Origin of the sequence: Pseudoflavonifractor phocaeensis, assembly GCF_021531375.1 — a bacterium.
Classification (GTDB): domain Bacteria; phylum Bacillota; class Clostridia; order Oscillospirales; family Oscillospiraceae; genus Lawsonibacter; species Lawsonibacter phocaeensis_B.
In genome coordinates this window covers 93,652-111,316 of sequence record NZ_JADYTU010000003.1, presented here as the reverse complement: position 1 = coordinate 111,316, position 17,665 = coordinate 93,652, and the positions used below count along the sequence as shown (strand labels likewise).

Below are 17,665 nucleotides of genomic sequence, written 5' to 3'. Positions count from 1 at the left end.
CCCCCTACGAAGCCATATTGTAAACCGTGCGTAGGGGGCGGCGTCCCCGACGCCCCATAATACATCCATAAACGAAAATTTATCGTCCCTCATTCGCCCGCTTTCGGCATATCTCACGGCGCAGATGGATTATGGTATGGGAGAGCGTGTCCAGAAAAAAATACCGTTTTTTGTTCCGCATAGAACGCCGTCCCGCTCCACATCCTGACCATACCGACAAATGATGGATCAGGAGGAACCCTTTATGAAGCGACTTTCCGCTGTGTTTCTGGCGGTTCTGATGCTGGCCGCCGCCATGCCGTCCTCGTTCGCCGCGGGGGAGAACGGCGATCTGTCCCTATCCTGCGCCTCCTCCATTCTGATGGAAAAGGAGACGGGGACCGTCCTGTACGAGCAGGACGCCCACGCCAAGCTGGAGCCCGCCAGCGTCACCAAGGTCATGACCCTGCTGCTGGTGATGGAGGCGGTGGACAGCGGGCGGATCTCCCTGGATGACATGGTCACCGTCTCCACCCACGCCGCCGGAACGGGCGGTTCCCAGGTCTATCTGAAGGAGGGGGAGCAACTGCCCGTCTCTGAGATGATAAAATGTGTCACCGTGGTGTCGGGCAACGACTGCGCCGTGGCCCTGGCAGAGCACCTGGCAGGCAGCGAGACCGCCTTTGTCACCCAGATGAACCAGCGGGCCCAGGAACTGGGCATGGCGGACACCACGTTCCTCAACTGCACTGGCCTGCCCGCTCAGGGCCATATGACCTCCGCCTACGACATCGCCCTGATGTCCCGGGAACTGATTCTGAACCATCCTGACATCCGCCAGTACACCACCATCTGGATGGACTCCATTCGGGACGGGGCCTTCGGCCTGACCAACACCAACCGTCTGGTCCGGTTCTACCAGGGGACCACCGGTCTGAAGACTGGCTCCACCGACGGCGCCGGCTTCTGTATCTCGGCCACTGCCGAGCGGGACGGCATGGAGCTCATCGCTGTCGTCATGAAATCTCCTACCAGTCCGGAGCGGTTTGAGGACGCCAAAGCCCTTCTGGACTATGGCTTTGCCAACTACGCTCTGGTCAACGTCTACCCTGAGGCCCCTCTGGCCCCGGTGGAGGTCCTGCTGGGTTCCGTCTCCCAGGTCCAGCCCCATCTCCAGCGGGACTGCCGCCTACTGGTTCGCCGCGGGGAAGAAGGCACGGTGACCACCAACCTGACCATCGCGGAGGACGTGGAGGCCCCGGTGGACCAGGGCCAGACTCTGGGACAACTGGAGGTCTATGTGGACGGAGAGCTTCGAGATACCGTCCCCATCGTCTCTGCCCAGCAGGTGGACCGGCTCACCGTCCCCGGTATTTTCGGCCGGATGCTCCGGCAGCTGCTCATGGCAGACTGATCCCGCCGTTTTCCGGCGGGTACATATTTACTCAATTTCCCTGTTTATTCTCGTAAAAAGGATGTTTCCCTCTATTTAACTTGACTGCGCAAAAGGCTTGTTGTATAATTTATATAAATATCCAGGGATTGTTTTGATGGTCAATTGTGCTTTTTATCCCAATTCCTGGTATTATCTCATAGCAGAGGTGATCACTTTGTCCAAATTTCAGGAAAATCTCTCCTCTCACGACCTGTTTTTTGAGCTGGAAGCCTTCTCCGAAGGCCGTTCCACCCATGCCTGGCGCTGTTTCGGCGCCCATCCCGCCAAGGATGAAAACGGGACCGAGGGGTATCTCTTCCGGGTATGGGCGCCTAACGCCCCCTTAGTTTCCATCATCGGCGATTTCAACAACTGGGACGCCAACGCCACCCCCATGAACAAGCTGGAAGGCGGGATCTGGGAGGCCTTTGTCCCCGGTCTGGAGCGCTATGACGCCTACCAGTACGCCGTCCACAAAGCGGACGGATCTTTCGTGGGCAAAGCCGACCCCTACGCGTTCCACGCCGCCACCCGTCCCAACGTATCCAGCAAGATCTACGATCTGGATACCGGCTACCAGTGGGGCGACCAGAGCTGGATGGAGTACCGCTCCAAGCAGGTCCCCTACACCAACCCCATGAACATCTACGAGTGCCACCTGGGCTCCTGGCGGCGCACCGGCGAGGGTGAGTTCCTCAGCTACCGGGACACCGCCTCCTACTTAGTTCCCTATGTGAAGGAGATGGGCTTCACCCATGTGGAGCTGCTCCCCGTCACCGAGCATCCTCTGGACGCCTCCTGGGGGTATCAGTGTACCGGCTACTTCGCCGCCACCAGCCGTTTCGGCACCCCCGATGACTTGAAGTACCTCATCGACCAGCTCCACCAGGCCGGTATCGGCGTCATTATGGACTGGGTCCCCGCCCACTTCCCCCGGGACGCCTTCGGCCTGTACAACTTCGACGGCACCCCCACCTATGAGTACGCCGATCCCCGGAAGGGCGAGCACGCCGACTGGGGCACCAACGTCTTTGATTACGGACGCAACGAGGTCCGTTCCTTCCTGTTCTCTTCCGCCATGTTCTGGCTGGAGGAATACCATATGGACGGCCTGCGGGTGGACGCCGTGTCCTCCATGCTGTATCTGGACTATGGCCGGCAGGACGGGGCCTGGATGCCCAACGTGAACGGCGGCCACGAGAATCTGGAGGCCATCGAGTTCCTCCAGAAGCTGAATACCGCCATCTTCTCCCGCCACCCCGACGTACTGATGATCGCCGAGGAATCCACCGCTTGGCCCAAGGTCACCTACCCGGTGAGCGACGGCGGTCTGGGCTTCAACTTCAAGTGGAACATGGGCTGGATGAACGACATCTGCCACTACATCAAGATGGACCCCTACTTCCGCCAGTTCAACCACCGGGACATCACCTTCTCCCTGATGTACGCCTTCTCGGAGAACTACATCCTGCCTCTGTCCCACGACGAGGTCGTCCACATGAAGGGCTCCTTCTTCGGCAAAATGCCCGGTGACAACCCCATGAAGTTTGCCGGCGTGCGCGCCTTCTATACTTATATGATGACCCACCCTGGCAAAAAGCTCACCTTTATGGGCGCCGAGCTGGGCCAGTGGAACGAGTGGCACTTTGAATATTCTCTGGACTGGCACCTGCTCCAGTACGAGCCCCACCGCCAGACCCAGACCTTCTTCAAGACCATGAACGCCCTCTATCTGGAGCAGCCCGCCCTCTGGGAGCAGGACAACTCCTGGCAGGGCTTCCAGTGGCTGTGCGCCGACGACAACAACGCCAACACCGTGGCCTTCCTGCGCTGGGACAAGGCTGGCAAGCCTCTGATCGTGGTCTGCAACTTCTCCCCCGAGCACCGGAAGGGCTACCGGGTGGGCGCCCCCTTCGGCGGCACCTGGGCCCCCATCCTGAACACCGACTCCGCCGAGTTCGGCGGCCAGGGCCTGGGCGACACCGCCCCCATCAAGACGGAAAAGGTCCCCTGCCACGACCAGCAGCAGTCTATGGTCATCGACCTGCCTCCCATGTCGGCCATGATCTACCGCTGCATCCGGAAGAACCCTATCCGCAAGCCCAAGGCGGACAAGGCCGCCGCCGCGCCGGCCAAGGCTCCCGCAAAGGCCAAGAAAGCCGCCGCGCCCAAGGCGAAAAAGGCTGCCGCGCCCAAGGCGAAGGCGGAAAAAGCGCCTGCCAAGAAGAGCGCCAAGACCAAAAAGGCCGCCCAGGAGTGATCCCGGGAATAACAGGGCGCGCCCCAGACGAGCGCCTGTTTCCATATAGCTTCCCTGAAACATACAAGAGGTGACAGTATGAAAAAAGAAGTTGTGGCCATGTTGCTGGCCGGCGGACAGGGCAGCCGCCTCTACGCCCTGACCAGCCACGTGGCAAAGCCCGCCGTTCCCTTCGGCGGAAAGTACCGCATCATTGACTTCCCCCTGTCCAACTGCGTCAACTCCGGCATCGACACCGTGGGCGTCCTGACCCAGTACCGTCCCCTGGAGCTGAACAGCTACCTGGGCAACGGCCAGCCCTGGGACCTGGACCGCTCCGACGGCGGCGTCCACATCCTGCCCCCCTACATGCGGGAGGGTGACCAGGGCACCTGGTACAAGGGCACCGCCAACGCCATCTACCAGAACATCGGCTTCCTGGACCTGTACGACCCCGAGTATGTGGTCATTCTGTCCGGCGACCACATCTATAAGATGGACTACGCCGACATGGTGGACCTGCACAAGAAGACCGGCGCCGCCTGCACCATCTCCGTTCTGGAGGTCACCATGGAGGAGGCCACCCGCTTCGGCATCATGAACGTGGACGCCGAGGACCGGATCTTCGAGTTTGAGGAGAAGCCCGCCCATCCCAAGAGCAACCTGGCCTCCATGGGTATCTATGTGTTCACCTGGTCCAAGCTGCGCCAGTACCTCATCGACGACGAGGCCGACCCCAATTCCTCCAACGACTTCGGCAAGAACATCATTCCCAACATGCTGGCCGCCGGTGAGAAGATGATGGCCTACCGGTTCCAGGGCTACTGGAAGGACGTGGGCACCATCAACTCCCTGTGGGACGCCAACATGGACATGCTGGCCCCCCGGAGCAGCATCGACCTGTACGATCCCAGCTGGCCCATCTACGCCCGCACTCCCATCAAGCCTCCCCATGTCACCGGCCCCAACGCCAAGATCTCCCACTCCCTGGTCACCGGCGGCTGCCAGGTGGACGGCACGGTGGAAAACTCGGTGCTGTTCCACTCGGTCACGGTGGAGCAGGGCGCCGACGTCCAGTATTCCATCCTGATGCCCGGCGCCGTGGTCAAGGCCGGCGCCAAGGTGTCCTACGCCATCGTGGCGGAGAACGCTGTGGTCGAGTCGGAGGCCGTTGTGGGCTCCGCCCCCGATGACAGCCCCGAGTGGGGCATCGCCGTGGTGGCCAGCGGTGTCACCGTGGGCGAAAAGGCTGTGATTTCCCCCAGCGCCATGATCCGGGAAGATGTGAAGGGAGGTGAGCGGGCATGAATAATCTCCACGGTATTCTCTTTGCCTACCGCTCCGACGCTAATCTGGGCGAGTTGACTCGCCCGCGCAACACCTGTTCTCTGGCCTTCGGCGGCCGGTATCGTCTGATCGACTTCATGCTGTCCAACTATGTCAACGCCGGCATCACCGACGTGGGCGTCATCGTCCATGAGAGCTACCAGTCCCTTCTGGACCACCTGGGCTCCGGCAAGGACTGGGATCTGAGCCGCAAGCACGGCGGTCTGCGGATTCTGCCCCCCTTCGGCTACGGTGAGCAGGGCCACGGCGAGTACCGCGGCAACATGGAGGCCCTGGCCGGTGTGGCCGGGTATCTGAAGAACATCCGTCAGGACTATGTCATCATGGGCTGGGGCGACGCGGCCCTCAACCTGGACGTGGAGGCTGTCTATGACCAGCACATCGCTTCCGGCGCCGATATCACCGTGGTGTGCACCCCCACACTGAACGGCGCTCCCCGGTTCTCCGAGTATGTGGAGGTCAGCGCCGACGGCCGGGTCACCGACCTGTCCGTCCACCCCACTTCCGCGGACAAGGCTCTGGAGTCTCTGGAGATCTATATCATGTCCAAGCAGCTGCTGATGGACATGGTGGAGTACTGCGCCGCCCACGACGTACATAGCTTCAGCCGGGGCGTCCTCCAGCCCAGACTGAAATCCCTGAAGCTGATGCCCTATGTCCACCAGGGCTATGCGGGCCGTTTCCAGTCCGTGGGCGACTATTTCCAGCGCTCCATGGATCTGCTGGAGCCCGCCGTCCGGGACGACCTGTTCAACCCCGCCCGCCCCATCCGCACCAAGGACATGTCCAACCCCTCCAGCTACTACGGCCCCAACTCTGTCTCCAAGCGCTCCCTGGTGGCCGACGGCTGCTACATCGAGGGCGAGGTGGAGAACTCCATCCTCTCCCGCGGCGTCATTGTGGAGAAGGGTGCCAAGGTGGTCAACAGCGTTCTGATGCAGGGCACCGTGGTCAAGGCCGGCGCTTCCCTGGCCTATGTCATCGCGGACAAGAATGTCACCATCAACGCTGACCGTATGCTCATGGGCCATTCCACCTATCCTCTTGCCATTGCCAAGGGCTCCGTGGTGTAATATCCAACGTCAACAGCGGCTCCATCGCGCGGAGGCAGGAGGCAACCCCTCTCTCCGGCGATGGAGCCCCTTAATATCCCATCTCTCCGGCACTTTTCAAGAAAGGGGATTATTATGAAAATTTTATTTGCTTCTCCCGAGGTCGCTCCCTTTATCAAGACCGGCGGTCTGGCCGATGTGGCCGGCTCTCTGCCCCAGGCTCTGGCCAAGGAAGGCCACGAGGTCAAGGTCATCCTCCCCCTGTACGAGGGGATCGGCCAGGAATGGCGCAGCCAGATGACCTTCCTGAAGTATTTCAACGTCACTTTGTCCTGGCGTCAGGTCTACTGCGGCGTCTTCCAGCTGGAGCGTGACGGCGTCACCTACTGGTTCGTGGACAACGAGTATTACTTCAAGCGCTGGCAGATCTACGGCCACTTCGACGACTGCGAGCGGTTCGCCTACTTCTCCCGCGCCGTCATCGAGACCCCGGGCCAGCTGGACTGGGCCCCTGACATTATCCACTGCAACGACTGGCAGACCGCTCTGGTCCCCGTCTATCTGCTGGAGGAGAAATACCGCATCCCGCAGCTGGCTAACGCCAAGTCCGTCTTCACCATCCACAACATCGAGTATCAGGGCCGCTACGGCGAGCAGGTGCTGAAGGACGTCATCGGTCTGGACGCCGGCTACTTCAACGAGGGAATGCTGGCCTACTTCGGGGACGTGAACCTGATGAAGGGCGCCATTATGGCCTCCAACTTCGTCACCACCGTCTCCCCCACCTACGCGCAGGAGCTGCGCACTCCCTTCTACGCCAAGGGCCTGGACGGCGTCATCAACCAGCAGGCTGGCAAGATCGAGGGCATCCTCAACGGCATCGACATGGAACTCTATGATCCCGCCACCAACCCCGGTCTGGCCGCCAACTTCACCACCAAGTCCCTGGTCAAGGGCAAAAAGCAGTGCAAGCTGGCTCTTCAGAAGGCGGTGGGGCTCCAGGAGAACCCGGACGTGCCCATCATCGCCTGCATCTCCCGTCTGGTGGGCCACAAGGGCTTCTCTCTGGTCACCGACGTTCTCCACGAGATCATGGGCATGAACGTGCAGATGGTGGTGCTGGGCACCGGCGACTGGCAGTATGAGGAGGCCTTCCGCCACGCCCAGAGCCAGTATCCCGGCCGTTTCGCCGCCCAGCTGACCTACTCCGCTCCCCTTTCCACCATGATCTACGCCGGCGCCGACCTGTTCCTCATGCCCTCCATCTCCGAGCCCTGCGGCCTGAGCCAGATCATCGCCATGCGTTTCGGCACCGTCCCCGTGGTGCGGGAGACCGGCGGTCTGAAGGACACTGTCACCCCGTATAACAAGTTCACCGGCGAGGGCCGTGGCTTTACCTTCTCCAACATCAATGCCGGCGACATGGTGTGGGTCCTGCGGGAGGCCGTGGACCTGTACCACTCCAACAAGGAAGCCTGGCGCGGCCTTCAGCGCGCCGGCATGACCGCCGACTTCTCCTGGACCAACTCCGCCAAGCAGTACCTGGACATCTACCAGCGTATCCAGGGCTGATCCGTTCTTCCCGCGTCTCACCGGCCCCCGTTTCCCAACGGGGGCCGGTTTTATGTTTATTTTCCCTATTTTTATTACATAATTGTACAAAACGGATAGAAAACTCTTCTTGTGCTCCCGTTTTGTTCCTTTCTGCCGATTGACGCTCTTGGGAAAATCTGATAAAATGTATCGCCGTAGGAATCAAGATTTTCCACCGATTTCTTTCAATATTACTGTAAAACGGGAGGCAGCGTTATGGCTGAATATACCAAGGCCCAGCTTACCGATATGATCATAGGAAAACTTCAGCGCAACTTTGGCCGCACTGTGGAGGAGGCCACCAAGGACCACATGTTCAAGGCCTGCGCCCTGGTGCTCCGGGACATCATGTCCCGCCGCCAGATGGAGACGGACAACCGTGTGTGGGAGGGCCAGCAGCGCCAGGTCCACTACCTGTCCCTGGAGTTCCTCATGGGCCGTTCTCTGGAGAAGAACGCCTACAATCTGGGCCTGCTGGACACCCTGAAGGATGCGCTGGAGGGCCTTGGCTTCTCCGCCTCCGATCTGTTCGAGAAGGAGCCCGACGCCGGTCTGGGCAATGGCGGCCTGGGCCGTCTGGCCGCCTGCTATCTGGACTCCATGACTACCCTGGAGATCCCCGCCACGGGCTACTCCATCTGCTATGAGCTGGGCATCTTCAAGCAGAAGATCATCGACGGCAAGCAGGTGGAGCTGGCCGACAACTGGCTGGGTCTGGGCGACGCCTGGCTCATCCCCAAGCTGGACGAGGCTGAGGAGGTCCGTTTCGGCGGCAAGATCGTGGACCACTGGGATGAGAACGGCCACAACCATCCCGAGCATGTGGGCTATACCACGGTCCTGGCCATCCCCCGTGACATGGAGATCGCCGGCTACAAGACCCGGCACACCAACATTCTGCGCCTCTGGGACGCCAAGAGCCCTGTCCCTGTGGACATGTCCCTGTATTCCCGGGGCGAGTATCTGAAGGCGGTGGAGCAGCAGGCCATGGCTGAGGTCATCGCCAAGGTCCTCTACCCCGATGACAACCACTACGAGGGCAAGTCCCTGCGTCTGAAGCAGCAGTACTTCTTCGTCTCCGCCACCGTCCAGTCCATTGTCCGCAAGCACCGCTCCCAGTACGGCACCCTGCGTAACTTCCATGAGAAGCACGTCATCCAGATCAACGACACCCATCCCACTCTGGTCATCCCGGAGCTGATGCGGATCCTGCTGGATGTAGAGGGCTACTCCTGGGATGAGGCCTGGCATATCGTCACCCGCAGCGTCTGCTATACCAACCACACCATTCTGGCCGAGGCGCTGGAGCGCTGGCCCCAGACCTTGATTGAGACCCTGCTGCCCCGGATCTGGCAGATCCTGAAGGAGATCTCCGGCCGCTACCAGCAGCAGCTCCAGTACCGCTACGGCGGCGACATGAACAAGGTGGGCCAGATGGCCATTATTTGGGGCGGTGAGGTCCGCATGGCCAACCTGTGCGTCTGCGCCTGCCAGGCCATCAACGGCGTGTCCGCCCTCCACTCCGACATTCTGAAGCGTGACGTGTTCCACGACGCCTATCTGGCTCACCCCGACAAATTCCAGAACGTGACCAACGGCATCGACCACCGCCGCTGGCTGTCCCAGATCAACCCCAAGCTGGACGCCCTGATCCGGGAGTGCACCGGCGGCGACCAGTACCTCCTCCATCCCGAGGCCATCCAGGGTCTGGAAAAGTACAAGGACGACAAGTCCGTCCTGCTCCAGCTGGCTAAGATCAAGGACGAGAATAAGCGCCGTTTTGCCAGCTATATCGCCCGGGAGTCCGGTGTCATTCTGAACACTGACGCCATCTTCGACGTCCAGGTGAAGCGTCTGCACGAGTACAAGCGCCAGCTGCTCAACGTGCTGCACATCATCCACCTGTACAACCAGCTGCGGGATAATCCCAACATGGACTTCACCCCCCAGACCTTCCTCTTCGGTGCCAAGGCGGCCCCCGGCTACCATGTGGCCAAGGAGATCATCCAGCTCATTAACTCCCTGTCCACCCAGATCAACAACGATCCCGTGTGCAAGGACAAGCTCCAGGTGGTGTTCCTGGAGAACTACCGTGTCTCCCTGGCCGAAAAGCTGATGCCCGCCTCCGAGCTGTCCGAGCAGATCTCCACCGCCGGCAAGGAGGCCAGCGGCACCGGCAACATGAAGTTCATGATGAACGGTGCGCTGACCATCGGTACGCTGGACGGCGCTAATGTGGAGATGCACCAGCAGGTGGGCGACGAGAATATCTTCCTCTTCGGCCTCACCGCCGACCAGGTGGCCGAGCGCAAGCGCCAGGGCTACCGCTCCCTGGACTACTACCAGCAGAACCAGGCCCTGAAGCGGGTCATCGACCAGATCTCCGCCGGCTTCAGCGACCATGTGTCCTACAGCGACCTGACCAACAGGCTCCTCTTCGGCGCCGGCGGCAGCATGGCCGACGAATACATGCTCCTGGCCGACTTCGACAGCTACTGCGCCGCCCACCAGCGCGCTCTGGAGACCTATGCCGACCAGCAGCGCTGGAACCAGATGTCTCTGATCAACATCGCCCGGTCCGGCATCTTCGCCGCCGACCGCTCCATCGCCGAGTACGCCAAGAATATCTGGCACGTCCCCACCCGCTAAAACACATTGCCCATCATGCAAGAAGCCCCCATGATCCGGTCCCACCGGAACATGGGGGCTTCTTTGTCCGCGCCGCAATGGGCACAAAAGGCGCCGCGCAAAAAAATGTGAGCCGCCGGGACTTACACCCAGCGGCTCACGCGGTATCATCAATAGGGACTCAGCGGCATTTCAGCGTATCGGCATAAAACTGGTCCAGTTCCTCCTTGGTGGGGAACACCGCTACATACATCTGGTTACCCATGGCGCCGGACAGCGCGTCGGGGATGCGCTCCACCATCCGCATCTGGGCGGCGTATTTCTCCATGACCTCCTGGTGGCTGAGTACAAAATCCTTGCCGTCCCGGCGGCCCACAAAAGCGCAGTAGGCGTGTTCTCCCACCGGCATATCGGAGCGTCCAAAGGCGATCATGTCGGCCCAGATCTTGTACACGTTGGTACTGTGGGCAAAATTGATCATGTCGGGGGTAAAGCCGCCGCAGGGGCGCATGTTGACCTCCAGCCCCACCACCTGGCCCGCCTTGCCCAGCCCCTTCTGGTCCTGGGTGAGGCGGAAAAACTCAAAGTGGACGAACCGGCTCTTGACGCCGAAGGCTTTTACCGTATCCCGGCCGGCCTTCCGGGTGTCCTCGGGCAGGTCCCGGAGGATGTAGTAGACGGAGTTGTCGTTCTCGTTGACGATATCCATGATGGACATGGGGGTGACGTTGCCCGTCTCAAACAGGGGCTCGCCCCGGTCGTCGATGATCGCGTCGTAGGAGTTGACCTCGGCGTGGACAAACTCCTCCATGATGTAAGGCACATCCGCTTCCTTCTCGGCCATAAAGCTCTCCAGTTCCTGGTCACTGGTAAGCTTGTAGGTGTGGGAGGCGCCTACGCCGTTATCCGGCTTGACCACCACCGGATAGCCCACCTTTTTAATGAAGTCCCGGCAGCCCTTCAGGTCCTCCACCAGGTAATACCGGGCGGTGGGGATACCGGCCTTGGCATAGAACTCCTTCATCTTGGACTTGTATTTGACCCGGGGCATATCCTCCGTCTGGAACCCGGAGGTGATGTGGAAGTCGGTACGCAGCCGGGCATCCCGCTCCAGCCAGTACTCGTTGTTGGACTCCAGCCAATCAATACGGCCGTATTTGAAGATGAAGAAGGCCACCGCGCGGTATACCTGGTCGTAGTCCTCCAGGGTACCCACTTTGTAATATTCGTTCAGACTGGCCTTCAGCTCGCCGCTGAGCTCATCGTAGGGCTGATCGCCGATGCCCAGCACGTTCATGCCGTTCTTCTTCAGCTCCTGGCAGAACTGCCAGTAATTGGTGGGAAAGTTCGGGGAAATAAAGATGATGTTTTTCACGTTCACTCCTGCTTTCTCTTTTTATGTAGGGAAGAACTCGGTCACTCCAGCAAATAGGGAAGGAAATAAGCCACCTGCTTGTGCCACCAGGGCCAATCGTGATTGACGTCCCAGCCCCAGAAATCCACCCACAGTTGGATTCCCTTTTCCTGGCAGATCTCCTGAATACGGTGGGTGGTTTCGGGCAGTTCCCAGGCCCCCTGGCCCACGCAGATGACGCCCTTGTGCTGGTTGTACTGCTGGATAAAGGGGTGGTCCACCGGCATATTGGCCAGATAGTCCACAGGGGAATTGAGATAGACCACATCGTCCATGTACCCGTCAAAGCCGTAGCTGGCGGTATAGATCCCGCTCAGCGCCAGCAGACCGTCGAACAGGTCGGGGCGGCGGAAATACAGGTTAGCGGCGTGGGTGGCACCCAGGCTGCACCCAAAGGCCATGACCCCTGGGAACCCCGTCCAGCCGTTGCAGGAATTAGCCATGTCCCGCATAAAGGGGACCATCTCGTCGGTGATGTACTGGATCCACTGCTCGTGCCGCCGTGCCCGCCAGTAGGGATCGCCCGCCTTGTTGGACCAGGTCTCGGCGTCCATGGTGTCGATGGAAAAGACCATGACCTGGCCCGATTCGATCCAGGGCGCCCAGGTATCGGTCATGTGGAAGCTTTCAAAGTCAAAAAAGCGGCCGTCCTGGCAGGGGATGAACAGCACCGGCCGGCCGGCGTGGCCGTATACCTTGCACTCCATATCCCGGCCCAGCGCGGGGCTGTACTGCTTAAAATACTGAGTCTGCATGGGGGATACCTCCATTATTCCAGCTCATAGAGCAGGGTATTGAGAAAGAAGGGGATCTGCCGCTCCCAGCTCGCCTCGCAGTGCTCCCCTCCGGGTACGATGCGGCAATTCAGGAGAACTCCCCGCTCCAGCAGCAGGCCGGCAACGGCGGCAAATCCCCGGGACATGTCGTCGTGGTTGGCCAGTTCTCTGGAGCCGTAGTCCATGTAGACCACGGTGTCCGGCCGAAGCCGGGCGGTACGCAGCAGCTTTTCCAGCTTGTCCGGCGCCAGCCAGATGGAGGGCGACAGGGCGGCGCACCGGGAAAAATATTTGTTGTACTTGGCCACGGCATACAGGCTCATCAGTCCGCCCATGGAGCTGCCTGCAATAAAGGTGTGGCTCCGGTCGGGCAGAGTGGGGAAGTTCGAGTCGATCTCCGGCTTGAAGGTCTTCACCATCCAGTCCATGGTGACCTTGCCCAGCCCCTTGATCCGGCCCATCTCCGGGTCCCGGCAGGAGAAGGGGGAATACTCGTTGAGCCGGCCGTTGTTGGGGTCATGGTTGCACTCTACGGCCGCAATGATGAGGGGCGTCTGGGTGGCGTCCATGTACTCCAGCATCCCCCAGCTCTTCCCATAGGTGGCGTCCCCGTCAAAAAACAGGTTGTGGCCGTCGAACATGTATAAAACCGGATAGCGCGCGTCAGGGTCCTGGTTCAGGGCGTCGGGAAGATAGACATAGGCGCGCCGCGGCTCATCCCCGGTCAATTCCGGGATGGTAAGATTCCAGGTTTCGATCATGGCAGAGTCTCTTTTCGTTGTATTACCAAGGATTGAATAGGTATTAGTTTAGCACAGCAACCTCCCAAATTCAATTGGCGCTTTCCGCAAATTCCGGGCTCTCGAACCCGGGCGGGCAAGTCTATTTGAATGGAGCGGGCGTTCAGTTCATATAGTAGAGCGGCAGAGACCGCAAACCAAAACACGGTAAATTAAGGAGGAGAACTATGAAAGTCAAGGTCATTTTGCTCAGGCGCAGGCTTTTGTCCCTTGGGGGCTGCCTGCTGGCGGCACTGGGGATCTTCTCTATGGTAAACTTCCCAACGGCGGTGGGGGTGTCCGCAGCCACGCGGCAGCTGCCCATCTACTGCGTCCAGCGGGATCAGAAACTGGTATCCATCAGTTTCGACGCGGCCTGGGGTAATGCTATTTAGCGCTTCCCCATCCTCAAGGCTTCTCGGGTCCCGGCCAGCCGCTGGCCTGGGCAAAGGCGCTCCTCCCGGGCTGTCCGGTCAAGGGAGCTTCCTGCAATCTTTGCGCCCCAGAGCTGCCAGCCAGATGACGGCGGCCAGCAGTACACCTGCCCCGGTCAGCCCTATGCAAGAGGAGATGTCAGACCCTTCCAGCCATCCAAAAACGCCGCTCCCCAGCAGCAACGCGGGAATGGACACCAGCAGCGCTCCTGGCAGCGGCAATCCGCACAGGGCCGCGGACAGTACCGCACTGCATCCCAGCAGCCCGCACAGGCCCAGCCGAAGCGTGTCGCCTGCAATGGGCTGGAGGGCACGCAGCAGCTCTGCCTGGGCGGAGGTGTCCATGGCGGAAAAACCCGGCACGAAGCGGGCGGCCAGCCCGCTCAAAACGGGAAGCGCCGACTGTGAAGCCGCCAGCGCCGGGGCCGCCGCCAGCGCTCCCGCGCACAGCAGGACCGGCAGCAGGGCGCGCACCGTCAGCCCAGGCCTCGTCCTTCCACGGCGGACATGGCCCGTCCACAGCAGCAGGGCCACCAGGCCCAATGCCAGCGCTCCGCCAGCCAGGTCAATGCAAACGTCCCGGAGTTGCCCGCTGCGTCCGGGCACAAAGGTCTGGTGAAACTCATCCAACCCCGCCAGCGCCGCGCACAGCAGGGCCGTCGCAGCGCCCCTAGCAGCCTTTTGCCGCAACAGGAAAGAGAGGGCAAACAAAACCAGTAGAGCCAGCACAAAGTACAAAAACATGTGCGCCGCCTTCCGCTCAAAAAAGGACAGCACCTCCACGGCGGCGTTCTGGGCCGCGGCGTCCGCCCCGGCGAACACCGGGGACAGGCTGTGGAGCAGCCGCCACAGCAGCCGGTCAGACAAGTCCCCGGAGACCGCCGCGGTCTGAGCGGAAAAGTTCCATATGACTCTGTACCAGAGCAGGACGGGCAGCCAGACGGCAGCGCGCAGGACGTCAAAACAGCGAATTTGGTTCATAGTTCGGCTCCTGTGTAAAAAATCGTCGGTCAACGGCCAAGCACCCGTCCGCCTCTCGGGCGCGTCAAAGGCTCGGGGCCCGCCGGGCCGTCTGCCGCCATTATAGCACGGCTTTCTGAGATTGGCAAAATCCGGCGAATCATGCTCATACCGGAAGCAGCGTGGGGGAAGGATGCCGCAAGCTACTCCCGATGCAGCCCGGCAGACTGGGGTCCTCTTTTAACACGTCGATCATAGCCGTTAAAGACCTCCGCAGGCCATAAAACAGTTGCCCAAAGGTACCCTTTCGGGGTAAAATATGTCCGGAAAGATTGTGAGAATGACCGGAATAAACAAGGAGATGGTGATTGATGCCCACCCTCTATTACAAAGATGCGCAGAAGCTGGGCCAGAAAGAATTTCGCGCTTGTACCGCCAAGGGGCTGTCCCCCTATCTCCCGGTGCTGGATGACCTGGTCCCTGCCGAGCGCATGTTTCAGGGAATGGATCTGGGTGTTGTTCAGGTGCCCATGGAGTTCCTTGTGGGTACCAGGAGCAGACAGCGGACTGAGGCCTTTGCCCGGAACTTTATGCCGCTGCTTCCCGAGGAGAGCGAGTTTGCGAAAAAGTGGCAGAACCTCTGCCAGTCCCACCTGGAGAAAGGAATCCGGGACCCCATCAAGGCCTATGAATATATGAACCGCTTCTATGTGGAGGAGGGCAACAAGCGGGTCAGCGTGTTGAAATTCTTCGGCGCGGACACGGTATATGCCCAGGTGACCCGTATTCTGCCGGAACGGAACGGGCAGAAGGATGTGGAGCTCTACTACGAATTCTTGGAGTTCTACCGGCTCAGCAAAGTCAATTTTATTGAATTCTCAAAGCTGGGCAGTTTTTCCCAACTGCAGCGGCTGCTGGGCAAGGGCCCGGAAGAGCCCTGGACAGATGAGGACCGCAGCGGCTTTTCCACGGCGTACTACTATTTCCGTCAGGCCTACGAGGCCAACGGCGGAAAGCGTCTGAGCTCCACGGTGGGGGACGCCATGCTGGCTTATATCAAGATCTACGGCTATCCGTCCCTCCGAAGCCGGAGCGCAGCGGAGATCAAGAAGGCCGTGGCCCGGGTCTGGGAGGACATCACCCTCCAGCAGGAAGAGACGCCCATCGACGTCAAGCTGATCCCGGAGGAGGAGACGGGCGGCGGGCTTCTCTCCAAGGTGTTCAAGAGCAAAACCGAAGTGCGGAAGGCCGCCTTTATCCACGACAAGAACCAGGACACGTCCGGCTGGACCTTTGGCCACGAGCTGGGACGCCAACATGTACAGCGGGTGTTCCAGGGAGAACTGGAGACCACCGCCTATTTTAACGCCCTGGACGGCGATCCGCTGCAAGTGATCGAGCGGGCCATCGCCGACGGCAATACCACCATCTTTACCACCTCGCCCCGGCTGCTTCCCGCCAGCCTGCGCGCGGCGGTGGACCATCCGGAGTGTGTGATCCTGAACTGCTCCCTGAATAAATCCCACCGCTATATCCGTACCTACTATGCCAGAATGTACGAGGTAAAGTTTATCATCGGGGCCATCGCCGGTTCTCTGGCAGGCAGCAATCCTGTGGGATATATCTGCGATTATCCTATTTTCGGCCAGATGGCCGGGATCAACGCCTTTGCGCTGGGAGTACAGCTGGTAAATCCCAGAGTAAAGGTCTATCTGGAGTGGTCCGCTGTAGACGGCGTGGCCGCCGCCGCAAAGCGGCTGACCGACCGTGGGATTCGGCTGATTTCCTCCCAGGATCTGGCAAAGCGGGAGGACGGAAGGCACAGCAGCTTCGGTCTGTCCCTGATCAATGAAGATGGCCAGGTCCCCCTGGCCATGCCGGTCTGGCAGTGGGGCGTCTATTACGAATCCATGCTCCGCCGGATCCAGAGCAAGTCCTTCCAGTTGGAATATGAGGAGAGCAGCAAGGCCCTGAATTACTACTGGGGAATGTCCGCCGGGGTAGTGGATCTTCGCTGCTCAGACAGAGTGCCGGACGGATCGAAGAAGCTGGCGTCCCTGCTCCGGGAAGGGATTTGCGCCGGACTGTACGGTCCCTTCCAGGGTCCGCTGTACGCCCAAGGCGGCAGACTGATGGCAAAAAAGGGACAATCCCTGAGTTTGGAACAGATCATCAATATGGACTGGCTGGTGGAAAACATTGAGGGTTCCATCCCGGTCTACGAGGAATTGAATGATACCGGAAAGGCCACCGTGGGCATTGTGGGCATCGATCTGTTCACCGAGGAACGGCAGTCTTCTAAGGAGCCGATGGCACAGGCGAAGGAACAGACGACACCTCCCAGTAAGGCCGGAGGACAGAAATGAGAATTTTAGCCGTTGCGGATGAGGAATCCAAATATTTTTATGATCATTACTCCCCCGGGAAGCTGGATGAATTTGACCTGATCCTGGCCTGCGGAGATCTGCGGAAGGAATATCTGGAATTTCTGGCCACCCTGGCCCACTGTCCGGTGCTGTATGTCCATGGCAACCACGACGATTCTTTTGACGCCGCACCGCCCGGCGGCTGCATCTGCGTGGAAGACCAGATCTACACCTACCGGGGCGTCCGGATCCTGGGACTGGGCGGCTCTTACCGCTACCGGGACGGAACGCATATGTACACCGAGTCCCAGATGGCGCGCCGTATCCGAAAGCTGAAGTTCCGCCTTTGGCGGAGCGGCGGTTTCGATATCCTGATGACCCACGCCCCGGCTCGGCACATCAACGATTTTGACTCGCTGCCTCACCGGGGCTTCGTGTGTTTCACGGACCTGCTGGAGCAGTACCGTCCGAAATACTTTGTCCACGGTCATATCCACCGCAGCTACGGCCCCAATATTCCCCAGCGGTCCAGCCATGGTGATACCACAACGATCAACGCCAGCGGATATTATGTGTTTGAGTATTGAGTCAGGCCCTGTGGAGCGTAACAGATAACTTTAAGGGGACGCGGTTGGTCAAGCCGCGTCCCCCTTTCCATTCAAT

13 protein-coding genes are annotated in these 17,665 nt (G+C 60.1%); 9 read left to right on the top strand and 4 right to left on the bottom strand.

Features of this window, described 5'->3' with window-relative positions; genetic code table 11:
• Positions 1-244 precede the first annotated feature (244 nt).
• The 6 genes from I6E39_RS02705 to I6E39_RS02680 all read left to right on the top strand — a co-directional run bounded on the left by I6E39_RS02705 (position 245) and on the right by I6E39_RS02680 (position 10,294).
• The gene (locus tag I6E39_RS02705) at positions 245-1,393 is read left to right on the top strand and encodes a D-alanyl-D-alanine carboxypeptidase family protein (RefSeq protein WP_235379821.1); all 1,149 of its coding nucleotides are present in this window, start codon (positions 245-247) and stop codon (positions 1,391-1,393) included.
• A gap of 196 nt (positions 1,394-1,589) precedes the next feature.
• Positions 1,590-3,674, top strand: a complete 2,085-nt coding sequence (glgB, locus tag I6E39_RS02700) for a 1,4-alpha-glucan branching protein GlgB (RefSeq protein WP_235379819.1) — start codon at positions 1,590-1,592, stop codon at positions 3,672-3,674.
• A 78-nt stretch (positions 3,675-3,752) separates the two neighbouring features.
• Positions 3,753-4,961: a glucose-1-phosphate adenylyltransferase gene (locus I6E39_RS02695; RefSeq protein ID WP_235379817.1), complete on the top strand. Its 1,209-nt coding sequence runs from the start codon at positions 3,753-3,755 to the stop codon at positions 4,959-4,961.
• Positions 4,958-6,073, top strand: coding sequence for a glucose-1-phosphate adenylyltransferase subunit GlgD (gene glgD, locus I6E39_RS02690; protein WP_235379815.1), 1,116 nt, complete (start codon positions 4,958-4,960; stop codon positions 6,071-6,073). The genes I6E39_RS02695 and glgD overlap by 4 nt, the downstream gene beginning before the upstream one ends.
• 114 nt (positions 6,074-6,187) lie before the next feature.
• Positions 6,188-7,624: a glycogen synthase GlgA gene (gene glgA, locus I6E39_RS02685; RefSeq protein ID WP_235379814.1), complete on the top strand. Its 1,437-nt coding sequence runs from the start codon at positions 6,188-6,190 to the stop codon at positions 7,622-7,624.
• A 237-nt stretch (positions 7,625-7,861) separates the two neighbouring features.
• Complete coding sequence (locus I6E39_RS02680; RefSeq protein ID WP_235379812.1) at positions 7,862-10,294, top strand: glycogen/starch/alpha-glucan phosphorylase; 2,433 nt, start codon at positions 7,862-7,864, stop codon at positions 10,292-10,294.
• A 160-nt stretch (positions 10,295-10,454) separates the two neighbouring features.
• On the opposite strand, the gene I6E39_RS02675 is transcribed toward I6E39_RS02680, so the two are convergent.
• Genes I6E39_RS02675 through I6E39_RS02665 form a run of 3 tightly spaced genes read right to left on the bottom strand, consistent with a single transcriptional unit; the run spans position 10,455 to position 13,224 of the window.
• A complete protein-coding gene (locus tag I6E39_RS02675) occupies positions 10,455-11,648 on the bottom strand; it encodes an ATP-grasp domain-containing protein (protein WP_235379810.1) in 1,194 nt (397 codons plus the stop codon).
• 41 nt (positions 11,649-11,689) lie between these two features.
• Positions 11,690-12,442, bottom strand: a complete 753-nt coding sequence (locus I6E39_RS02670; RefSeq protein WP_235379808.1) for an esterase family protein — start codon at positions 12,440-12,442, stop codon at positions 11,690-11,692.
• Between the two features lie 14 nt (positions 12,443-12,456).
• The gene (locus tag I6E39_RS02665) at positions 12,457-13,224 is read right to left on the bottom strand and encodes an alpha/beta hydrolase (protein ID WP_235379806.1); all 768 of its coding nucleotides are present in this window, start codon (positions 13,222-13,224) and stop codon (positions 12,457-12,459) included.
• Positions 13,225-13,430: 206 nt separating this feature from the next.
• Between I6E39_RS02665 and I6E39_RS02660 the strand changes: the two genes are divergently transcribed.
• Complete coding sequence (locus tag I6E39_RS02660; RefSeq protein WP_235379805.1) at positions 13,431-13,637, top strand: hypothetical protein; 207 nt, start codon at positions 13,431-13,433, stop codon at positions 13,635-13,637.
• Between the two features lie 78 nt (positions 13,638-13,715).
• Here the strand turns inward: I6E39_RS02660 and I6E39_RS02655 are convergent, their stop codons facing one another.
• Positions 13,716-14,657, bottom strand: a complete 942-nt coding sequence (locus tag I6E39_RS02655) for a VanZ family protein (RefSeq protein ID WP_235379803.1) — start codon at positions 14,655-14,657, stop codon at positions 13,716-13,718.
• Positions 14,658-15,007: 350 nt separating this feature from the next.
• On the opposite strand from I6E39_RS02655, the gene I6E39_RS02650 reads away from it, so the two are divergent.
• Together I6E39_RS02650 and I6E39_RS02645 are read left to right on the top strand one after the other, a co-directional pair.
• Positions 15,008-17,002: a BMP family ABC transporter substrate-binding protein gene (locus I6E39_RS02650; protein ID WP_235379802.1), complete on the top strand. Its 1,995-nt coding sequence runs from the start codon at positions 15,008-15,010 to the stop codon at positions 17,000-17,002.
• A complete protein-coding gene (locus I6E39_RS02645) occupies positions 16,999-17,589 on the top strand; it encodes a metallophosphoesterase family protein (RefSeq protein ID WP_235379800.1) in 591 nt (196 codons plus the stop codon). Before I6E39_RS02650 ends, I6E39_RS02645 begins: the two co-directional genes overlap by 4 nt.
• Positions 17,590-17,665: the final 76 nt, after the last annotated feature.